The sequence below is a fragment of the Streptomyces sp. NBC_01390 genome, assembly GCF_045040105.1.
In the GTDB taxonomy this organism is placed as follows: domain Bacteria; phylum Actinomycetota; class Actinomycetes; order Streptomycetales; family Streptomycetaceae; genus Streptomyces.
Genome location: NZ_CP109551.1, coordinates 4,643,557 through 4,660,180, shown reverse-complemented (window position 1 = coordinate 4,660,180; position 16,624 = coordinate 4,643,557). Strand labels below are relative to the sequence as shown.

Below are 16,624 nucleotides of genomic sequence, written 5' to 3'. Positions count from 1 at the left end.
CCCGCAGCCAGGCAGGTCGGACCGGGCCCGGAAGGCCGGGCCGACCCAGGCCGCGAGACCGCCCGCAAGCTATGCCGTGCGCGGCAGACTCGCATGCCTCTCCAGGAACGCCGAGACCCCCGAAGCCCGCCGGTGCGGCAACAGCACCCTCGCCGTGGCCGCCAGCATCGTCTGGATGCGGGAGGACTGGACCTCGTCCAGCAGGTCCAGTACACGCATACCTGCCACCGCCGCCTCGTCCGGGTGGCCCCCGCGCGCCAGGTCGTCGGTGAGTTCGGCCGTGTACAGAGCGATGTTCCTGGTGAAGTGCGGGTCCTGGAGATGGGCCGCGCGGCGGGCGTGCCGGGCCGCGCGGCGCCAGTCGCCCAGCGTCGACCAGCACTGCGCCTCCAGGCCCTCCAGCTCGGCCTCGCCGTAGAAGCTCATCCACTCGGGATCGGCCTCCGAGGGGCCGCGTTCGAACAGCGACTGGGCCCGCGCCAGCGCCTGTTCGCAGCCCGCGCGGTCGGCGAGGCCCGCCCAGCCGCCCGCCTCGCGCAGCGCGAGCAGCGACATCAGGCGGGGCGAGCCCAGCGGTCGGGCCACGCGCTGCGCGGCCTGCGCGGCTCTGACCGCCTCGCGCGGACGCCCCGAGTCACGCGCGAGGAACGCGGTGTTGCAGAAGGCGTGCGCCTCCAGGCCCGCGTCGCCGGACACCCGGGCGGTCGCCAGCGCCTCCGCGTAGTGCGAGCGCGCGTCGTCGAAGCGGCCCGAGTCGTGCGCCAGCCAGCCCACGGAGATGGCGAGTTCACCGGCGCCCGAGTGCAGCCGGTCGGCGGTGGCCTGCCGTACCGCGCCCGCGTCGAGCAGTTCGTAGGCGGCCCGCAGTGGTGCCGCCGCGCGCCGGTAGAGGCCGTCGGCGCCGTGTCGGTCGTCGAGCAGTCTGATGCGGCGGACGGCCTCTTCCAAGGCCCCCGCCTCGCCGGCTCCGACACGGCGCGCGCGACGGTCCGGCGTCGAGGCCGAGGCCTCGTAGGTGAACCCGAAGGGGCTCAGGGAGACGGCTGCCGCGGTGGCACCGCTCGTCATGAATGCGCGACGCAGCACGTCGCTCTCCTCGTAGTCGTCGTGCGTTTCGTACGGGTCCTGCGCGTTCTGCATGTCATACGGCTCATACGCCCCCGGCGTCTCACTGCCGGTGTACGTCGGGCTCGCGGGGTGCACGGGGGGCGTGTCCTCCGTGTCGCGCGCCCCGCGTCCGCGTACCGACGAGCGGGGCGCGAACCCCAGGTCGGCCAGTGTCCGGCCGGGGAACATGTGCAGGAACACCCGTTCGTACGCGTAGTTGGGGCAGCGGATCTCACCCGCCTCGACCCGACCGACGTAACGCGCGTCACAGCTGACCCGCTCTCCGATCTCGCGGGCGGCCCGCCGTACCGCCGCGGCGAACTCGCCCGGAGAGCGCTGCCCGCGCAACTGCCGAAAGGCGAGGTTCGGCCGTGGCGGCCGGGGGGACTCCGACGAGGTCACTGCTGACGACGTCATGGCCGGGCCCTCTCTGCGAACCGTCGAACCGTGCCGGATTCCTGACGAGTTGGAACAGTTATCCATCGGACGTCCTGTTTCCGGCGGGCAAGAACGTACCCGCTGTGCACGACCCGCCATGCGGGGTTTGGCTACAAACCGGATATCTCATCCACGATCTGCCATGAACTGCCATCCTTTGCAGCGGTCTTGTGCCGTAGCCGTTGACGCGGTGGCGCGTTGAACCGGATGGACCGGGAGCCACCCGAACTCCCGACCCGTTCGTTTCAGGAGGGGTTCCGTGGTGGAGGCCGGGATGGAGATCAGCCCAAGCATCGATCCGTGTACGCCGTTCAGCGCGCGTACATCAATCGCGTTGCCCGCATCGTCCGCGTCAAACGTGGCACCCAACTGTGATCTGGTGACGGTTCCGGCACGGCAGGGGCTGGAGGCGGTCGACATCCTGCGCCGGGGAGCCGGTGACGCGGTCGGTCCCGTACTGCACGACGACGGCTGCGACACCCTCGGCTTCCTCGTCCCGCCGGGCACCGCCGCCGCCTGGGACGTCCCCGGCAGCACCTGCACGGAGACCAATGGGCGTGGCCTGAGCCTCGCGGTCCCCGATCCCGCACCCCCCGTCGAGGGCTCGGACTGGTTGCTCCCGCCCGGGGACGCGGACCTGGCCACCGACCCGGCGGTGCTCCGCGCGGCCCTCGGCGAGGCGGCCCGGCTCATCGAGGCCGCCGACAACCGCCGCTGACCTCGCGCGACCGTCGTACGACCCAGGCCTTCACCCACCCCGATAATGGGGGAATGGGAAAGTCCAGAAACGCGCGGCGCGGCCAGTCGGCCGCCGAGGCCGTCGTCGAGACGGTCGACGGCGGGCTCGCCGAGCTGATCCCCGACCGGGACCGGGCGCGCGCCTGGACACTGCTCATCGACGGCGCCCCGCAGTCCCACGTCGACCTCGACGACCCGGCGTACCTCTCCTTCGAGTACCAGCGCCGCCTCGGCCATGTGATCGACCTCGTCGCCCCGCCCGGCAAGCCCGTGCAGGTCGTGCACCTCGGCGGCGGCGCCCTCACCCTCGCCCGGTACGTCGCCGCGACCCGCCCCCGGTCCACCCAGCAGGCCGTCGAACGGGACGCGGCCCTCGTCCAACTGGTCCGCCGAGAGCTGCCGTTGGACCCGAACGCCCGGATCCGGGTGCGCTCCACCGACGCCCGCGAAGGTCTCGCGAAGATCCCCGACGGCTGGGCCGACCTGGTCATCGCGGACGTGTTCAGCGGGGCGCGCACCCCGGCCCATCTGACGTCGGTCGAGTTCCTGACCGACGTACGCAGGGTCTTGAACGACGCCGGCTGTTACGCCGCCAACCTCGCCGACGGACCGCCGCTCGCCCATCTGCGCGGCCAGATCGCCACCGCGGGTGCCGTCTTCCCCGAGCTGGCCCTGATCGCCGACCCGACGGTGCTGCGGGGGAAACGGTTCGGCAACGCGGTGCTCGTCGGCTCCGCGCACCCGTTGCCCATCGCCGAGCTGACCCGCCGTACCGCCTCCGACCCGCACCCCGCCCGCCTCGAACACGGCCGCGCCCTCGCCGACTTCACCGGCGGGGCCGTACCGGTCACGGACGCGGCGGCGGTCGCCTCACCGGCACCGCCACCGTCGGTGTTCCGCTGATCCGGGCGGCCGATCAGCGGCTTCAGCAAGTCGTCAGTAAGTGAGGACCTGTACGTGCGGTGGGCCGTCGTGCCAGGTGCAGAACACCGACACCCGGTCCGCGCCCGCGCCGAAGTCCACCCGGATCCACGTCTCCGTCTTCCACACCTGCATCGACCAGCCCGCCGCGGGCGTCGCCGACACGAGCGTCGCGTAGTCCGTACCGAGGTCGAAGGCCGCCCGCCCACCCTCGGTGTCGTACGCCTTCACCGTGGATTTGGAGGTGGAGGTGGATGGGGATGGGGACTTGGCGGGGGCCGGGGTCTCACTCGGGGTGGCTGTCGGCGTCGGCGAGGCGGTCGCGGTGGGCGTCGCGGGCGGCGTCGAACGGGTGGGCGCCGGGCTCACCGACGGGGGCGGCGGCTCCGGCTGCCGCGATACCGACTGCTGCCGGGCCGTGTCGGCCGCCGTGATGGGGAGGGCGCGGGGCGGGTCGTACGCCGTTCCCGCCATCACCGTGTGGACACCCCACCACGTCATCGTGGCCGCCGCGCCCGTGGCCAGCGTCCACGCGAGAAGGTGTACGAGTCCTCTGCGCATCGCCGGTCATACTGCCTCACGCGCCCCACAGGTGTCGCCTGCCGGGGTCCGGGCGCGGTCGCCGCGGAGTTGTCCACAGGCGCCGGACCCGACTCGCCGGATTGGCGTACGGTGCGGCGCATGGCAAGTGTGCTCGTGGTCGAGGACGACCAGTTCGTGCGCTCCGCCCTCATCCGGCAGCTGACCGATGCCGCGCACCTCGTGCGCAGTGTCGGCACCGCCCTTGAGGCGCTGCGCGAGGTCGCCCACTTCCGATTCGACGTGGTGATCCTGGACCTCGGTCTGCCCGATCTCGACGGGTCCGAGGCCCTCAAGATGCTGCGCGGAATCACGGACGTGCCGGTGATCGTCGCCACCGCACGCGACGAGGAGTCGGAGATCGTCCGCCTCCTGAACGCGGGCGCGGACGACTACCTCACCAAACCGTTCTCGGTCGAACACCTGTCGGCCCGCATGGCCGCCGTACTGCGCCGCTCCCGCACCGCGCCCGTGGACACCCCGCCGTCCTCGGTCCTCCGCGTCGGCGGCCTCGCCATCGACCCGCTGCGCCGACAGGCCGAACTGGACGGCGTACGACTGGACCTGACCCGCCGCGAGTTCGACCTGCTCGCCTTCCTCGCCCACCGCCCGGGTGTCGTCGTCGCGCGCCGGGAGCTGCTCGCGGAGGTGTGGCAGCAGTCGTACGGCGACGACCAGACCATCGACGTCCATCTGTCGTGGCTGCGGCGGAAGTTGGGCGAGACCGCGGCCCGGCCCCGCTATCTGCACACCCTGCGGGGCGTCGGGGTGAAGCTCGTGCCGCCCGGAGCGGAGCCGCCGCTGTGAGGGGGGACGGGGACAGCATGAGGTGGGCGCTGGTCAAGGTCTGCGTGGCGGTCACGACCATGGTCGTGGTGGCCTTCGCCGTGCCGCTCGGGCTGGTCATCAAGGAGATGGCCCGCGACCGCGCCTTCTCCAACGCCGAGCGGGAGGCCGCGGCCGTCGCCCCCGCCCTCTCCATCACCACCGACCGCGACCAGCTGGAGCGGGTCGTCGCCGCCGCCGGATCGGATGCCGGCCTGGCCGTGCACATCCCCGCGAGCGGCGGCTCGACCGCGGTCGACCTCGGACGACGGCGCGCCCTCGACACCGACATCGCGGCAGTCCGCAGACTCGGCCGCGTCTCCACCACCGAGGTGTCCGGCGGCTCCACCCTCCTGCAGCCCGTCGCGCTCAGCTCCGGTGACATAGCCGTCGTCGAGGTGTACGTCCCCGAGGCCGAGGTGGGCAACGGCGTCGGCCTCGCCTGGGCGGTGCTCGCGGGCGTCGGCGCCGTCCTCGTCGTCGGTTCGGTCGCCGTCGCCGACCGGCTGGGCGTGCGCATGGTGCGACCCGCCAAGCGCCTCGTCGAGGGCGCGTACGAACTGGGGGAGGGGAAGCTGGGCGCCAGAGTGCCCGAGGAAGGGCCGGCCGAACTGCGCCTCGCGGCGGTCGCGTTCAACTCCATGGCCGACCAGGTCGTACAACTGCTCGCCAACGAAAGGGAGTTGGCGGCCGATCTGTCCCACCGGCTGCGGACGCCGCTGACCGTGCTGCGGCTGAACGCCGCCTCGCTCGGAGACGGTCCGGCCGCCGAGCAGACCCGGGCCGCGGTCGCCCAGCTGGAGCACGAGGTCGACACGATCATCCGTACCGCCCGTGAGGCCAAACCGAGAACGACGGCTCCCGGGCCGGGCGCCGGCTGCGACGCGGCCGAGGTCGTACGCGAGCGGATGGCCTTCTGGTCGGCGCTCGCGGAGGACGAGGGGAGGAAGGTGCGGGTGGCCGGTGCGGAGGGGCCGGTGCGCGTACCCGTGGCCCGCGCCGACCTGGCCGCCGCTCTCGACGCCCTGCTCGGCAACGTCTTCCGGCACACCCCGGAGGGCACCGCCTTCGCGGTCGACGTGCACAACGGCGACGACGCGGTGATCGTGCTGGTGTCGGACGCGGGGCCCGGGATCACCGACCCCGAGGCCGCCATGGCCAGGGGGCGCGGCTCCGGGAACGCCGGGTCGACCGGCCTGGGCCTGGACATCGTGCGCCGGCTCGCGGAGTCGACGGGCGGGGACGTACGGATCGGCTCGTCGGTACTCGGCGGCACGGAGGTGCGGATCTGGATCCAGCTGGACGGTCGGGCCCCGGTGCGGCGCGGCCACCGGGACCGGAGAGCGGGGAGACCCTGGCCGGTTTCGATGTCGGGTGCGGGCCGGTGGGGCTTCTCGCGCAGTTCCCCGCGCCCCTGAAAAGCAGGGGCTGCGCCCCGTGCTTTTCGACCCGCAGGGCCGTGTCTGTTAGGGGCGCGGGGAACTGCGCGACCAGCCCCCACTCACCCGCACCCGACAACGCACCCGACCGCCGGGGCGCGGCACCCCCCTCCGGTGCCGCGCCCCGTCCCCGCCCCCGATCGGAGCCCCCCGATCACAGTCGCCGCGCGGCTACTCGCCGTTCGCCGGAGGCAACGTCCCGCTGCGGGCCGCGCGGCCGTACCAGAGGGCGCTCGACTTCGGCGTGCGGGCCAGGGTCGCGTAGTCGACGTACACCGCGCCGAAGCGCTTGCCGTAGCCGTACGCCCACTCGAAGTTGTCCAGCAGGGACCACAGGTAGTAGCCCCGGACGTCCGCGCCCTCGGCGATCGCGCGTCGGACCGCCCGCAGATGGCCGTGCAGGTAGGCGATCCGCTCGGGATCGTGGACGCGGCCGTCGGACTCGGGCTTGTCGTCGTAGGCGGCGCCGTTCTCCGTGACGTAGATCGGCAGCCCCGGAGCCTCCTTCGTGTACCGCATGATCAGGTCGTGCAGGCCCGTCGGGTCGATCGACCAGCCCATCTCCGTGCGCTCGCCCGGCGACTGGTGGAAGAGGACCTCGTCCGCCCCCGGCCACGGCGAGAAGTCGCTCGCCCCGTGACCGTCGGCGCGCGGACCGCTCGGCTGCTCCTCGGCCGCCGACACCAGCGTCGGCGTGTAGTAGTTGAGGCCCAGCGCGTCCAGCGGCTGGTTGATCAGCGCGAGGTCGCCGTCGAGGACGTACGACCAGTCCGTGATCGACGAGGTGGCGGCGAGCAGGGTCTCCGGGTAGGCGCCGTGCAGCATCGGGCCGTGGAAGACACCGTTGGCCAGGTCGTCGATCTTCCGGACCGCGGCCAGGTCCTCCGGGGTCTGCGAAAGCGGCCTGACCACCGAGGAGTTGAGGCTCACCGCGACCGTGTTGCGGGCCGGCATCGCCGCCCGCAGGGCCGAAGCGCCCAGCCCGTGCGCCAGGTTGAGGTGATGCGCCGCCCGGAGGGAGGCCAGCGGCTCGGTCCGGCCCGGGGCGTGCACACCCGAGGCGTAACCCAGGAACGCGCTGCACCAGGGCTCGTTGAGCGTGATCCACTGCTCGACGCGGTCACCCAGAGCCTCGCCCATGATCTGGGCGTACTCGGCGAAACGCAGCGCGGTCTCCCGCTCGGGCCAGCCGCCCGCGTCCTCCAGTTCCTGCGGGAGGTCCCAGTGGTAGAGGGTGACCGCCGGTTTGATGTCGTGTTCGAGCAGTTCGTCGACGAGGCGCCGGTAGAAGTCCAGACCGCGCTGGACCGCGGGGCCCCGGCCGGTCGGCTGCACCCGCGACCAGGAGACGGAGAAGCGGTACGCCGTCAGGCCGAGGTCGGCCATCAACTGCACGTCGTCGCGGTACCGGTGGTAGTGGTCGACAGCGATGTCACCGTGCTCGCCGCCGGCCGTTTTGCCCGGCGTATGGCTGAACGTGTCCCAGATCGAGGGGGTGCGGCCGTCCTCCCGCACCGCCCCCTCGATCTGGTACGCGGAGGTCGCCGCGCCCCAGAGGAAGGCGGGAGGAAAGGTCACAGGGGTAACGGGTTCAGACATGGAAGCGCTCCCAGAGGAGGTCGTGGAGACCGACGGGTAGGAGGAGAGGGAAGTGGGGGGAGGTACGAGGGGGCCGAGGCGGCGGTGACCCGGCCCCCACGAGAGTTCCCGTGAAGAAGTCCTTGTTGCGCGTCAGCGGATCTGCGGATCTGCGGATCAGCGGGTGGGCGGGTCGGCGCGTCAGCGGGCGACGGACAACTGCTCAGCCCTTGACGGCGCCCTGCATGATCCCGCCCACGATCTGCTTGCCGAAGATCGAGAAGACGATCAGCAGCGGCAGCGTGCCGAGCAGAGCGCCCGCCATGATCAGGGACTGGTCGGGGGTGAAACCACGCCCCAGACCCGCGACCGCGACCTGCACGGTCGGGCTGCCGGTCTGCGTCAGAACCAGGAACGGCCACAGGAAGTCGTTCCAGGTCTGTACGAACATCAGCATGCCGAGCACGGCCATCGCGGGCCGCGCCGCCGGGAACACCACGTGCCAGACCACGCGCCAACTGCTCGCGCCGTCCACCCGGGCCGCCTCGATGACCTCGTCCGGCAGCGCCTGGACCAGGTACTGCCGCATGAAGAACACCCCGAAGGCGTTCACCAGCGACGGCAGGATCACGGCCTGGAGCTGGTCGGTCCAGCCGAGCTCGGCGACCACCATGTAGAGCGGGATGATCATGAGCTGCGGCGGCACCATCATCGTGCCGATCACGATCAGCAGCATCGCGCCCCGCCCTCTGAAGCGCAGCTTGGCGAAGGCGAACCCGGCGATCGTGGACAGGAACACGATGGTGATCGCCGAAGTTCCGGCCACCAGCGTGGTGTTGACCATCGCCTCGCCCATGTTGGCGTTGTCCCAGGCGAGTTCGAGCTTGTCGAACAGGCCACCGCCGAACCAGAACGGCGGCGGGGTCTGCGCGAGCCGGTTGTTGTCCCGCGAGGCGGCGATCGCCGTCCACACCAGTGGGAACAGCGAGCCGATGGTGAACAGGGCGAGGATGATGTACGCGATCGGTCCGGCGTGCATGTGCCCGCCGGCGCGCTGGGCCTTGGAAAGTCGCCGCCTGGTGGGCGCGTCCTCGGGGACGGGCGGCTTCGTCAGTGTCGTCGTCACGGCCGGTTCTCCTTAACTACTGCCGCGCAGCCGGCGCGAGATGACGTAGTTGATGACTCCGATCACGATGAGGATCAGGAACATCGTCCAGGCGATGGCGGAGGCCCGGCCCAGGTGCAGGTTGACCCAGCCCTGCTCGTACAGATAGAGCCCAAGCGTCTGGAACTCGTGCTCGGGACCGCCGGACGCCCCCTTGTTGGGGTCGAACAGCAGTGGCTCACCGAAGAGCTGGGTCGCACCGATGGTCGACACGACCACGGTGAAGAGGATCGTCGGGCGCAGCGAGGGCAGCGTCACATGGAGGAACTGCCGCCAGCGCGAGGCGCCGTCGAGGGCCGCGGACTCGTACAGGTCCTGCGGGATGGCCTGCATCGCGGCCAGGTAGATCAGTGTGTTGTAGCCGGTCCAGCGCCAGATGACGATCGTCGAGACCGCGAACTGCGAGGGCCACTTGTCGCTCTGCCAGTCGACGTTGTCGATGCCGATGGCGTTCAGCGCCCAGTTGATCATGCCGTAGTCGCGGCCGAAGAGCAGGACGAAGACGAGGGAGGCGGCGGCGATCGACGTCGCGTACGGCGCGAGCATCGCCACCCGGAAGAAGGTCGAGGCACGCAGCTTGTAGTTGAGGATGTGGGCCAGGCCCATCGCCATCAGCAACTGCGGGACCGTCGAGATGATGCCGATCGTCAGGGTGTTCTTCGCCGCGTTCCAGAAGAACTCGTCCTCGAACAGGCGGGTGTAGTTGCGCAGCCCCACCCACTCCATGTCGTTGGGCGCCGTCAGCTCCACCGAGTGCAGCGAGGCCCAGGCCGTGTAGAGCAGCGGGAAGAGCCCGAAGGCGAGGAAGAGCAGGAAGAACGGCGAGACGAACGCGTACGGGCTCCAGCGCAGGTCCCGCTGCCAGCGGCGCGAGAGCCGGTCCCGGCGGCGCTTGTCCGCGTCGGGAGCCTCGGTGGCGGGCGGACGGGCCGGGGCCGCGCCCCCCTCCTTGGCGGGGGGCGCGGCGGTGTCGTGCCGGGCGGACATACCGGTCACTTCTCCAGGTTGTTGTCGATGGTCTTGGTGGCCGTGTCCCAGGCTTCCTTGGCCGACTTGCCCTTGGTCACCAGGATCACGCCGTTGTCGCTCAGACCCTGCATGATGATCTGGTCCTTCGGGCCGATGACCTGGACCGGGATCGCCTTGGCCGCCTCGCCGAAGATCGTGCCGATGGGGGCGTCACCCGTCATCTCGTTCTTCGCGCCGGTGACCTGGGGCAGCGTGTACGCGGCGGGCGTGCTCGGGAAGTTGCCCTGCACGCTGAAGAGCTTCGCCTGCTGCTCGGGAGCGGTCAGCCAGGTGATGAGCTTCGTCGCCTCCGTCACGTGCTTGCCCGACTTGGGCACGGTGAGGAAGGTGCCGCCCCAGTTGCCGGCCTTCGGCGGCACGGCCACGTCCCACTTGCCCGCGGAGTCCGGCTTCGACTTGGCCTTGATGGTGCCGAGCATCCACGGCGGGCAGGAGATCGCGGCGAACTTGCTGTTGGCGATCGTCGTGTCCCAGGCGGGCTGGAACTGCGTCTGCTTGCCGAGCAGTCCGTCCTTCGCGGCCTTGGCGGTCAGGTCGAAGCCGGCCTTGATCGCCGGGTTCGTCTTGTAGATGACCTCGCCGGACTCGTCGTAGAACTTCTTGCTCTCACTGCCGAGGATGGCGTTCAGCAGACCGCCGGGCGAGTCCATGAAGGTGGTGCCCGCCGGTGCCTTCGCCTTGTAGTCCTGACCGACCTGGACGAACTTGTCCCAGCTGCCCGCCCACAGCTTGCCCACTTCCTCGCGGTCGGTGGGCAGACCGGCCTCCTTGAAGAGGTCCTTGCGGTAGCAGATGGCCATCGGGCCGACGTCGGTGCCGAGTCCGACGGTCTGGCCGTCCGTGGTGGTGGCCTGCTTCCACTTCCAGTCCAGCCAGGTGCTCGCCTGGACGCCCGGGGCCTTGGACAGGTCCGTCAGCTTCGCGGCCTGCGTGCTCACGATCTCGGCGATGTTGGCCACTTCGACGGCCTGGACGTCCTGGAGGCCGCTGTTGGTGGCGAGGTGGTTGAGGAGCGGCGGGTAGTAGTTCTCGTTCCGCTCGATGACGTTCTCAGCGATCTTGATCTTCGGGTTGAGCTTCTCGTACTCGGCATAGAGACCGGCTTCCTTGAAGCCCATCGTGCCGAAGAGCCCCAGCGTGATCGTGGTCTTACCGCTGCCGCCGCTGTCCGGCGACGAGGTGTCGTCGCCGCCGTCGTCGGCACAGCCGGCCAGCAGCCCGGCGCCCAGCGACGCTACGGCCGCGAGGACCACCACCCTGCGGGTGGTTCGGGTACGTGCTCGCATTGCGTCCTCCTGTTGCCCTGACGTGCCGACCCCCCGGCCAACTGCATTGTTGGGCCCGTTCGTTCGTCTTGATTCAGCGCTGCGGCTCGGGCGGGGAACGTGCGGGATGTGTATGTGTCAGGTACCGTGGGAGCGCTCCCATCGGTGATGTGTTGAAGGTTCGTCGGTCCGGGCGGGGGTGTCAAGGGTGATGACGGGAGGAAGTGTCTTCAGTTATCTGCCTGTTAACTAATTCGGCAGGACGGTACGAACGGGACGCGGACCGATGAAGATCGGCCAGTGCGAGGCCGATGCGAGGCCAGTGCGCAAGCCGGCACCGGGGTGCCCCTGGTGGTGGCGGGCGTGCCGGAGAGGGCTGTTAGATTCCAGGCCAGGGTGTTGACAGGGAAGGGCGGAGCCAGATGGCAAGCCACGGAGCGCGGGGCCGCAGCGGCGGCCGGCCGACCCTCGAAGAGGTCGCCGCGCGCGCCGGAGTGGGCCGTGGCACGGTCTCCCGGGTGATCAACGGCTCACCGAGGGTCAGTGACGTGACCCGGGCGGCGGTCGAGGCGGCGGTCGCGGAACTGGGCTACGTCCCGAACACCGCGGCCCGCGCCCTCGCGGCGAACCGCACGGACGCGATAGCGCTCGTCGTCCCCGAGCCGGAGACCCGCTTCTTCGCGGAACCGTACTTCTCGGACATGCTGCGCGGTGTGGGCGCGGCGATCTCGGACACGGAGATGCAGCTCCTGCTGATCTTCGCGGGCAGCGACCGGGAGCGTCAGCGCCTCGCCCAGTATCTGGCCGCCCACCGGGTCGACGGCGTCCTCCTGGTCTCGACCCACGCGGACGACCCGCTTCCCGACCTGCTGGCCCAGCTGGAGATCCCGGCGGTGATCAGCGGCCCGAGGTCGGCGGCGGAAACCCTCACCTCGGTCGACTCCGACAACTACGGAGGCGGCCGGCAGGCAGTCGAGCACCTCCTCTCCCGGGGCCGCCGCAAGGTCGCCCACATCACGGGCCGGCTGGACGTGTACGGCGCCCAGCGCCGCGTCGACGGCTACCGCGAGGCCCTGGAGGCGGCGGGCCACGAGGTGGACGAGGACCTGATCGAACCGGGCGACTTCACCGAGGAGGGCGGCCGCAGGGCGATGACCCGCCTCCTGTCCCGCTGCCCCGACCTGGACGCGGTCTTCGCCGGCTCCGACGTGACGGCGGCGGGCGCCCGCCAGGTCCTGCGCGAACAGGGGCTCCGCATCCCGGAGGACGTGGCCCTCGTCGGCTACGACGACTCGGCCATCGCCCGTCACATGGACCCGCCCCTGACCAGCGTCCGCCAGCCGATCGTGGAGATGGGCCGGGCCATGATCGACCTCCTCCTGGAGGAGGTCGCGGACCGCCGCCCGACGGCATCCCGGGTACTGGAACGCCGCCAGGTGGTGCTACCGACGGAGCTGATGACTCGTACGTCGTCCTGAGGGTGTTTCCGGGAGTTGGGACACGACTGAGGGGCTGATCCGTTTTCACGGGTCAGCCCCTCAGTCGATCAGGGTGAGTGACGGGACTTGAACCCGCGGCATCCTGGACCACAACCAGGTGCTCTACCAGCTGAGCTACACCCACCATGACCGGCTTGGGAAGTCCGAGTGGTCTTCCTGACCGGCCGAGAAAAAGTGTACAGGGTCCGAAGGGGTGCTCGCGCCCGGCTTTCTCGGGGCTGTCGCGAGCACAGTCGTAGGCGCTGTCGCAGGCGTTGTCGTACGGCTAACGCGCCGCAGGCAGGACGTGCTTCGCGGCGATCGTGCGGGCCGTGTCCGAGTCCGGGCCGGGCTGCGGTACGAAGATCGCCTCGCGGTAGTAGCGCAGCTCGGCGATCGACTCGCGGATGTCGGCGAGGGCGCGGTGGTTGCCGTTCTTGTCGGGGCTGTTGAAGTACGCCCGCGGGTACCAGCGGCGGGCCAGCTCCTTCACCGAACTGACGTCCACGATCCGGTAGTGGAGGTACGCCTCCAGGGTGGACATGTCGCGCAGCAGGAAGCCGCGGTCCGTGCCGACCGTGTTGCCGCACAGCGGGGCCTTGCCCGGCTCCTTGACGTGCTCGCGCACATACGCCAGGACCTGTGCCTCGGCGTCGGCCAGCGTCGTGCCGCCGGCCAGCTCGTCGAGGAGACCGGACGAGGTGTGCATCTGCCGCACCACCTCCGGCATCGTCTCCAGCGCCGAGTCGGGCGGACGGATGACGATGTCCACCCCCTCGCCGAGTACGTTCAGCTCGGAGTCGGTGACCAGTGCGGCCACCTCGATGAGCGCGTCGTCGGACAACGAGAGACCGGTCATCTCGCAGTCGATCCACACCATGCGATCGTTCATGCGTCTCACCTTACGGGGAGGGGGCGCGCGGCGAACCAGTGGTGCGGTGGGGTTGTGCGGGGGGTTGGTGTGGGCGTCGCTGGGGGCTGCCGCCCCCAGGCCCCCGCTTCGGCCCTGAAGGGGCCTTGTCCTCAAACGCCGGACGGGCTGGAGATGCCCGTCCGGCGTTCGCAGGTGACCCTCTGCGCTCTACGCGCCGCTCCGCTGGCTCGGCAGGCTTGCGCGGTTTCCGACGTACGGGTCCCGGCTGTGGTCCGCCGACAGGCCTACCGAGCTCGCCGTGCGGCGGGCCTGGATCGGGACCGGGCTGTCCGGGTGCAGGGTGCGGTCGTGGCCGCCCTGGCCGTGGCCCGGGCCGTGCTGACCGTGGCCCTGGCCCGCCGTGGTCGGCGTACCCATGCCCCCGGGGCCACCCTGCGCCCCGGTCACCGCTCCGTCCGGCTCCTGCACCCGCTCACTCTGCGGCCTGCGTGCCCGGTACGCCGCGCGGTACGCGGCCGGGGACGAGCCCAACTGGCGGCGGAAGTGGCCGCGCAGGGCCACCGGGGAACGGAAGCCGCAGCGGCCCGCGACCTCGTCCACCGAGTAGTCCGACGTCTCCAGGAGACGCTGGGCCTGCAGGACGCGTTGCGTGATCAGCCACTGAAGCGGCGCGCTTCCCGTGAGCGAGCGGAAGCGGCGGTCGAACGTACGACGGGACATGTACGCGCGTGCCGCCAGCGTCTCCACGTCGAACTGCTCGTGGAGGTGCTCCAGCGCCCAGGCGACGACCTCGGCGAGCGGGTCGGCGCCGATCTCCTCTGGTAAAGACCGATCGAGGTAGCGCTCCTGGCCGCCCGATCGGCGCGGCGGGACCACCAGTCGGCGGGCCAGCGCACCGGCCGCCTCGTTGCCGTGGTCCGTCCGCACGATGTGCAGGCACAGGTCGATGCCTGCCGCCGTACCGGCGCTGGTCAGTACGTCGCCGTCGTCCACGAAGAGTTCGCGTGGGTCGACATGGACGGACGGATAGCGCTTCGCCAGCGTCGGTGCGTACATCCAGTGAGTCGTGGCCGGCCGGCCGTCCAGCAGGCCCGCCGCCGCGAGGACGAACGCGCCTGTGCACAGGCCTACGATCCGCGCACCTTCTTCATGGGCCCGGCGCAGTGCGTCGAGCGCTTCCTCCGGCGGCGGCGCGGTGATCGAACGCCAGGCGGGCACGACGACCGTGCCTGCCCGTGCGATCGCTTCCAGGCCGTTCGGCGCGGTCAGTTCCAGCCCGCCGGTGGTCCGCAGCGGGCCCTCTTCTCCGCCGCACACCAACAGTCGGTAGCGCGGAACGCCGGCGTCCTGGCGGTCAATCCCGAACACCGACAGTGGAATGGAACTCTCGAAGATGGGGCCGCCGCTGAACAGCAGCACCGCGACGATCTCCTTGCGGCGTCGCCCGGAAAGTTTCCGGGCCGCGGCTTCCGGCGCGGCAGTGGAGTCGTGGCTCATACTGCTAAGCCCCCCTCGGTGGTCGCGTCGCCCCTATCTTGTCGGGCCTGTCGCTCCAACACGTTTCCCCTCGGTCCTGCACGAGTCCCCCGCCGTAGACAGTCAAGATCGAATCTACTGTGTCCCATGATGCCGAGGTGACCAGTTGGTCACTCGACAGATTGTCGACTTGGCAACTTGGCGTAAAGCATTCGATCACGAAGCGTTGCACTCGTGGGGCGTGCAGGGAAGTGCGCCTCGTCTCAGTGGCCAATCCGCGTAGGGTGCGCGGCCCTGCCTGGACCCTTTCAGTGCAGGTGGAACAGGGGTTTGGGGGTTGTTCGGCCAAGGGGTGCACGGTTACCGGAAGTTGGCTGAAAACCATCGGGCGCGTGCGCTAAAACAGGTCAGTCGACCGGTGTACTTCCGCCGGAGTGTCGACCGCCCCTGTGGGGACCGGAACCGGTCCTCCCGTGCCGCCCCCGGGAAGGGGCGCCCTCCTCGGCGGGCCGCCCCCGGGCCGGGGCGCTCTCCTCGGCCGGCAGGCGGGCCGCACATCGCTCGGACTGCCTCAGCAGCACCCGGCACACCCCCGTCACGGCCGCCAGGCCCAGGGCCGTACCGGCCGCGCCGCCCAGCGAGGTGCCGTAGAGGACGAGCACCACGGGGACCAGAACGCAGCTGAAGGCCGCCCAGCGGACGAGGTCGGTCGCGGAGTCCTGGGTCGGTGAGGTCATGGCTGCTCCCTGTGACGAAGGGTCACCGGGTTCAACGCCTGTTCGAGCGGTCGGTCACTGGTCATGATGTCCGGAAGATGTGCGCGAACGCGATCGGCGTAGGCGAGATGTAGGCGAACCCTGTGGAAACAGCCTGTACGTGGCAGCAACCATTGCGTTACGGGCACCCCCTCGTGCATGCTCCCTGGAACCCGTCCGGAGCATGTGCGGGCTATGGGCTACGGAGGCGTGCAGCCGTACCCTTGGGGGTATGGGGTTGGGAAGATGATTCCCGGACACAGCTCCGCCGCACACTGTCGTCCCCATCACGTTGTCCCACCACGAGGATCAAAACGCCGAGAATCCCATGGCCGGTCACGAATTCCTGGAACCCGCGGACCGCAAGCGCCCCGTCGCCGATCACACGGCGGCCGAGCCCTTGGCGGCGGAAGAACCACGTCAGTCCTGCGACCCCGCGTTCAAGCACGGTGTCGTCGTCGGTTTCGACGGCTCGACGTCGAGCGAGCGCGCCCTCGCGTACGCCATCGGCATGGCCCACCGTTCAGGTTCGGGTCTGATCATCGTGCACGTCGCCAACCGGCTGCCCACCACGGTGTGGGCAGGCTGTGAGCCGCCCGTCTTCGTCGACGTGCCGGACCACAGAACCGAGGTCCTCGGGCTCGAACTCGCGTGCGCGGACTATCTGGCCGAGGTGCCCTGGATTCTTGTCGAGCGTGGTGGTGACATCTGCCACGAACTCGAAGAGGTGGGGCGGGAGTACGAGGCCGATGCGATTGTGGTCGGTTCGACCCATGGCATCGTCGGGCGCATCTTCGGGTCGGTGGCCGGGCGGCTGGCGAAGCGGGCTCAGCGGCCGGTTGTTGTCATTCCGTAGCTCTTCGGCGCCGCTCTTCTTCGTCCCCGAACTCCCTTGTGGTACGCCTTTTTACGCTGGGCGAACCTACCCGCGCGTAGAAGTGTTTGTGCGCTTGTGAA

At 70.4% G+C, this 16,624-nt stretch carries 15 protein-coding genes and 1 tRNA gene; 6 read left to right on the top strand and 10 right to left on the bottom strand.

Features of this window, described 5'->3' with window-relative positions; genetic code table 11:
- Window positions 1-69 precede the first annotated feature (69 nt).
- The gene (locus OG241_RS20750) at window positions 70-1,524 is read right to left on the bottom strand and encodes a hypothetical protein (protein ID WP_405817026.1); all 1,455 of its coding nucleotides are present in this window, start codon (window positions 1,522-1,524) and stop codon (window positions 70-72) included.
- Window positions 1,525-1,804: 280 nt separating this feature from the next.
- On the opposite strand from OG241_RS20750, the gene OG241_RS20745 reads away from it, so the two are divergent.
- Both OG241_RS20745 and OG241_RS20740 read left to right on the top strand, forming a co-directional pair.
- Window positions 1,805-2,263 carry a hypothetical protein gene (locus tag OG241_RS20745; protein ID WP_405817025.1) on the top strand — a complete coding sequence of 153 codons (459 nt, stop codon included), beginning with the start codon at window positions 1,805-1,807 and terminating at the stop codon, window positions 2,261-2,263.
- A gap of 53 nt (window positions 2,264-2,316) precedes the next feature.
- Window positions 2,317-3,186: a spermidine synthase gene (locus OG241_RS20740; RefSeq protein WP_405817024.1), complete on the top strand. Its 870-nt coding sequence runs from the start codon at window positions 2,317-2,319 to the stop codon at window positions 3,184-3,186.
- A gap of 33 nt (window positions 3,187-3,219) precedes the next feature.
- On the opposite strand, the gene OG241_RS20735 is transcribed toward OG241_RS20740, so the two are convergent.
- The gene (locus tag OG241_RS20735) at window positions 3,220-3,765 is read right to left on the bottom strand and encodes a hypothetical protein (protein WP_405817023.1); all 546 of its coding nucleotides are present in this window, start codon (window positions 3,763-3,765) and stop codon (window positions 3,220-3,222) included.
- Between the two features lie 120 nt (window positions 3,766-3,885).
- Here OG241_RS20735 and OG241_RS20730 point away from each other — a divergent pair, with 120 nt between their 5' ends.
- Both OG241_RS20730 and OG241_RS20725 read left to right on the top strand, forming a co-directional pair.
- On the top strand, window positions 3,886-4,590 hold the full coding sequence (locus tag OG241_RS20730; protein ID WP_405817022.1) for a response regulator transcription factor: 705 nt from the start codon (window positions 3,886-3,888) through the stop codon (window positions 4,588-4,590).
- 17 nt (window positions 4,591-4,607) lie between these two features.
- Window positions 4,608-6,026, top strand: coding sequence for a sensor histidine kinase (locus OG241_RS20725; protein ID WP_405817021.1), 1,419 nt, complete (start codon window positions 4,608-4,610; stop codon window positions 6,024-6,026).
- Between the two features lie 192 nt (window positions 6,027-6,218).
- Here the strand turns inward: OG241_RS20725 and OG241_RS20720 are convergent, their stop codons facing one another.
- From OG241_RS20720 to OG241_RS20705, 4 genes are all read right to left on the bottom strand, one after another.
- A complete protein-coding gene (locus OG241_RS20720; RefSeq protein ID WP_405817020.1) occupies window positions 6,219-7,646 on the bottom strand; it encodes a GH1 family beta-glucosidase in 1,428 nt (475 codons plus the stop codon).
- Between the two features lie 202 nt (window positions 7,647-7,848).
- Complete coding sequence (locus tag OG241_RS20715; protein WP_405817019.1) at window positions 7,849-8,751, bottom strand: carbohydrate ABC transporter permease; 903 nt, start codon at window positions 8,749-8,751, stop codon at window positions 7,849-7,851.
- A gap of 12 nt (window positions 8,752-8,763) precedes the next feature.
- A complete protein-coding gene (locus OG241_RS20710; protein ID WP_405826339.1) occupies window positions 8,764-9,777 on the bottom strand; it encodes a carbohydrate ABC transporter permease in 1,014 nt (337 codons plus the stop codon).
- A gap of 5 nt (window positions 9,778-9,782) precedes the next feature.
- Window positions 9,783-11,105 carry an ABC transporter substrate-binding protein gene (locus OG241_RS20705; protein ID WP_405817018.1) on the bottom strand — a complete coding sequence of 441 codons (1,323 nt, stop codon included), beginning with the start codon at window positions 11,103-11,105 and terminating at the stop codon, window positions 9,783-9,785.
- A gap of 401 nt (window positions 11,106-11,506) precedes the next feature.
- On the opposite strand from OG241_RS20705, the gene OG241_RS20700 reads away from it, so the two are divergent.
- Window positions 11,507-12,562, top strand: coding sequence for a LacI family DNA-binding transcriptional regulator (locus OG241_RS20700; protein ID WP_405817017.1), 1,056 nt, complete (start codon window positions 11,507-11,509; stop codon window positions 12,560-12,562).
- A 72-nt stretch (window positions 12,563-12,634) separates the two neighbouring features.
- On the opposite strand, the gene OG241_RS20695 is transcribed toward OG241_RS20700, so the two are convergent.
- The 4 genes from OG241_RS20695 to OG241_RS20680 all read right to left on the bottom strand — a co-directional run bounded on the left by OG241_RS20695 (window position 12,635) and on the right by OG241_RS20680 (window position 15,649).
- A tRNA-His gene (locus OG241_RS20695) sits at window positions 12,635-12,707 on the bottom strand.
- 141 nt (window positions 12,708-12,848) lie between these two features.
- Entirely contained in the window at window positions 12,849-13,454 is a 606-nt protein-coding gene (gene orn, locus OG241_RS20690) for an oligoribonuclease (RefSeq protein WP_405817016.1), read from the bottom strand.
- 189 nt (window positions 13,455-13,643) lie between these two features.
- Window positions 13,644-14,933 (bottom strand): helix-turn-helix domain-containing protein, encoded by a 1,290-nt coding sequence (locus OG241_RS20685; protein WP_405817015.1) that lies wholly within the window; start codon window positions 14,931-14,933, stop codon window positions 13,644-13,646.
- Between the two features lie 386 nt (window positions 14,934-15,319).
- A complete protein-coding gene (locus OG241_RS20680) occupies window positions 15,320-15,649 on the bottom strand; it encodes a hypothetical protein (protein ID WP_405817014.1) in 330 nt (109 codons plus the stop codon).
- A 346-nt stretch (window positions 15,650-15,995) separates the two neighbouring features.
- Between OG241_RS20680 and OG241_RS20675 the strand changes: the two genes are divergently transcribed.
- The gene (locus tag OG241_RS20675; protein WP_006376589.1) at window positions 15,996-16,523 is read left to right on the top strand and encodes a universal stress protein; all 528 of its coding nucleotides are present in this window, start codon (window positions 15,996-15,998) and stop codon (window positions 16,521-16,523) included.
- The last annotated feature ends 101 nt before the right edge of the window (window positions 16,524-16,624 follow it).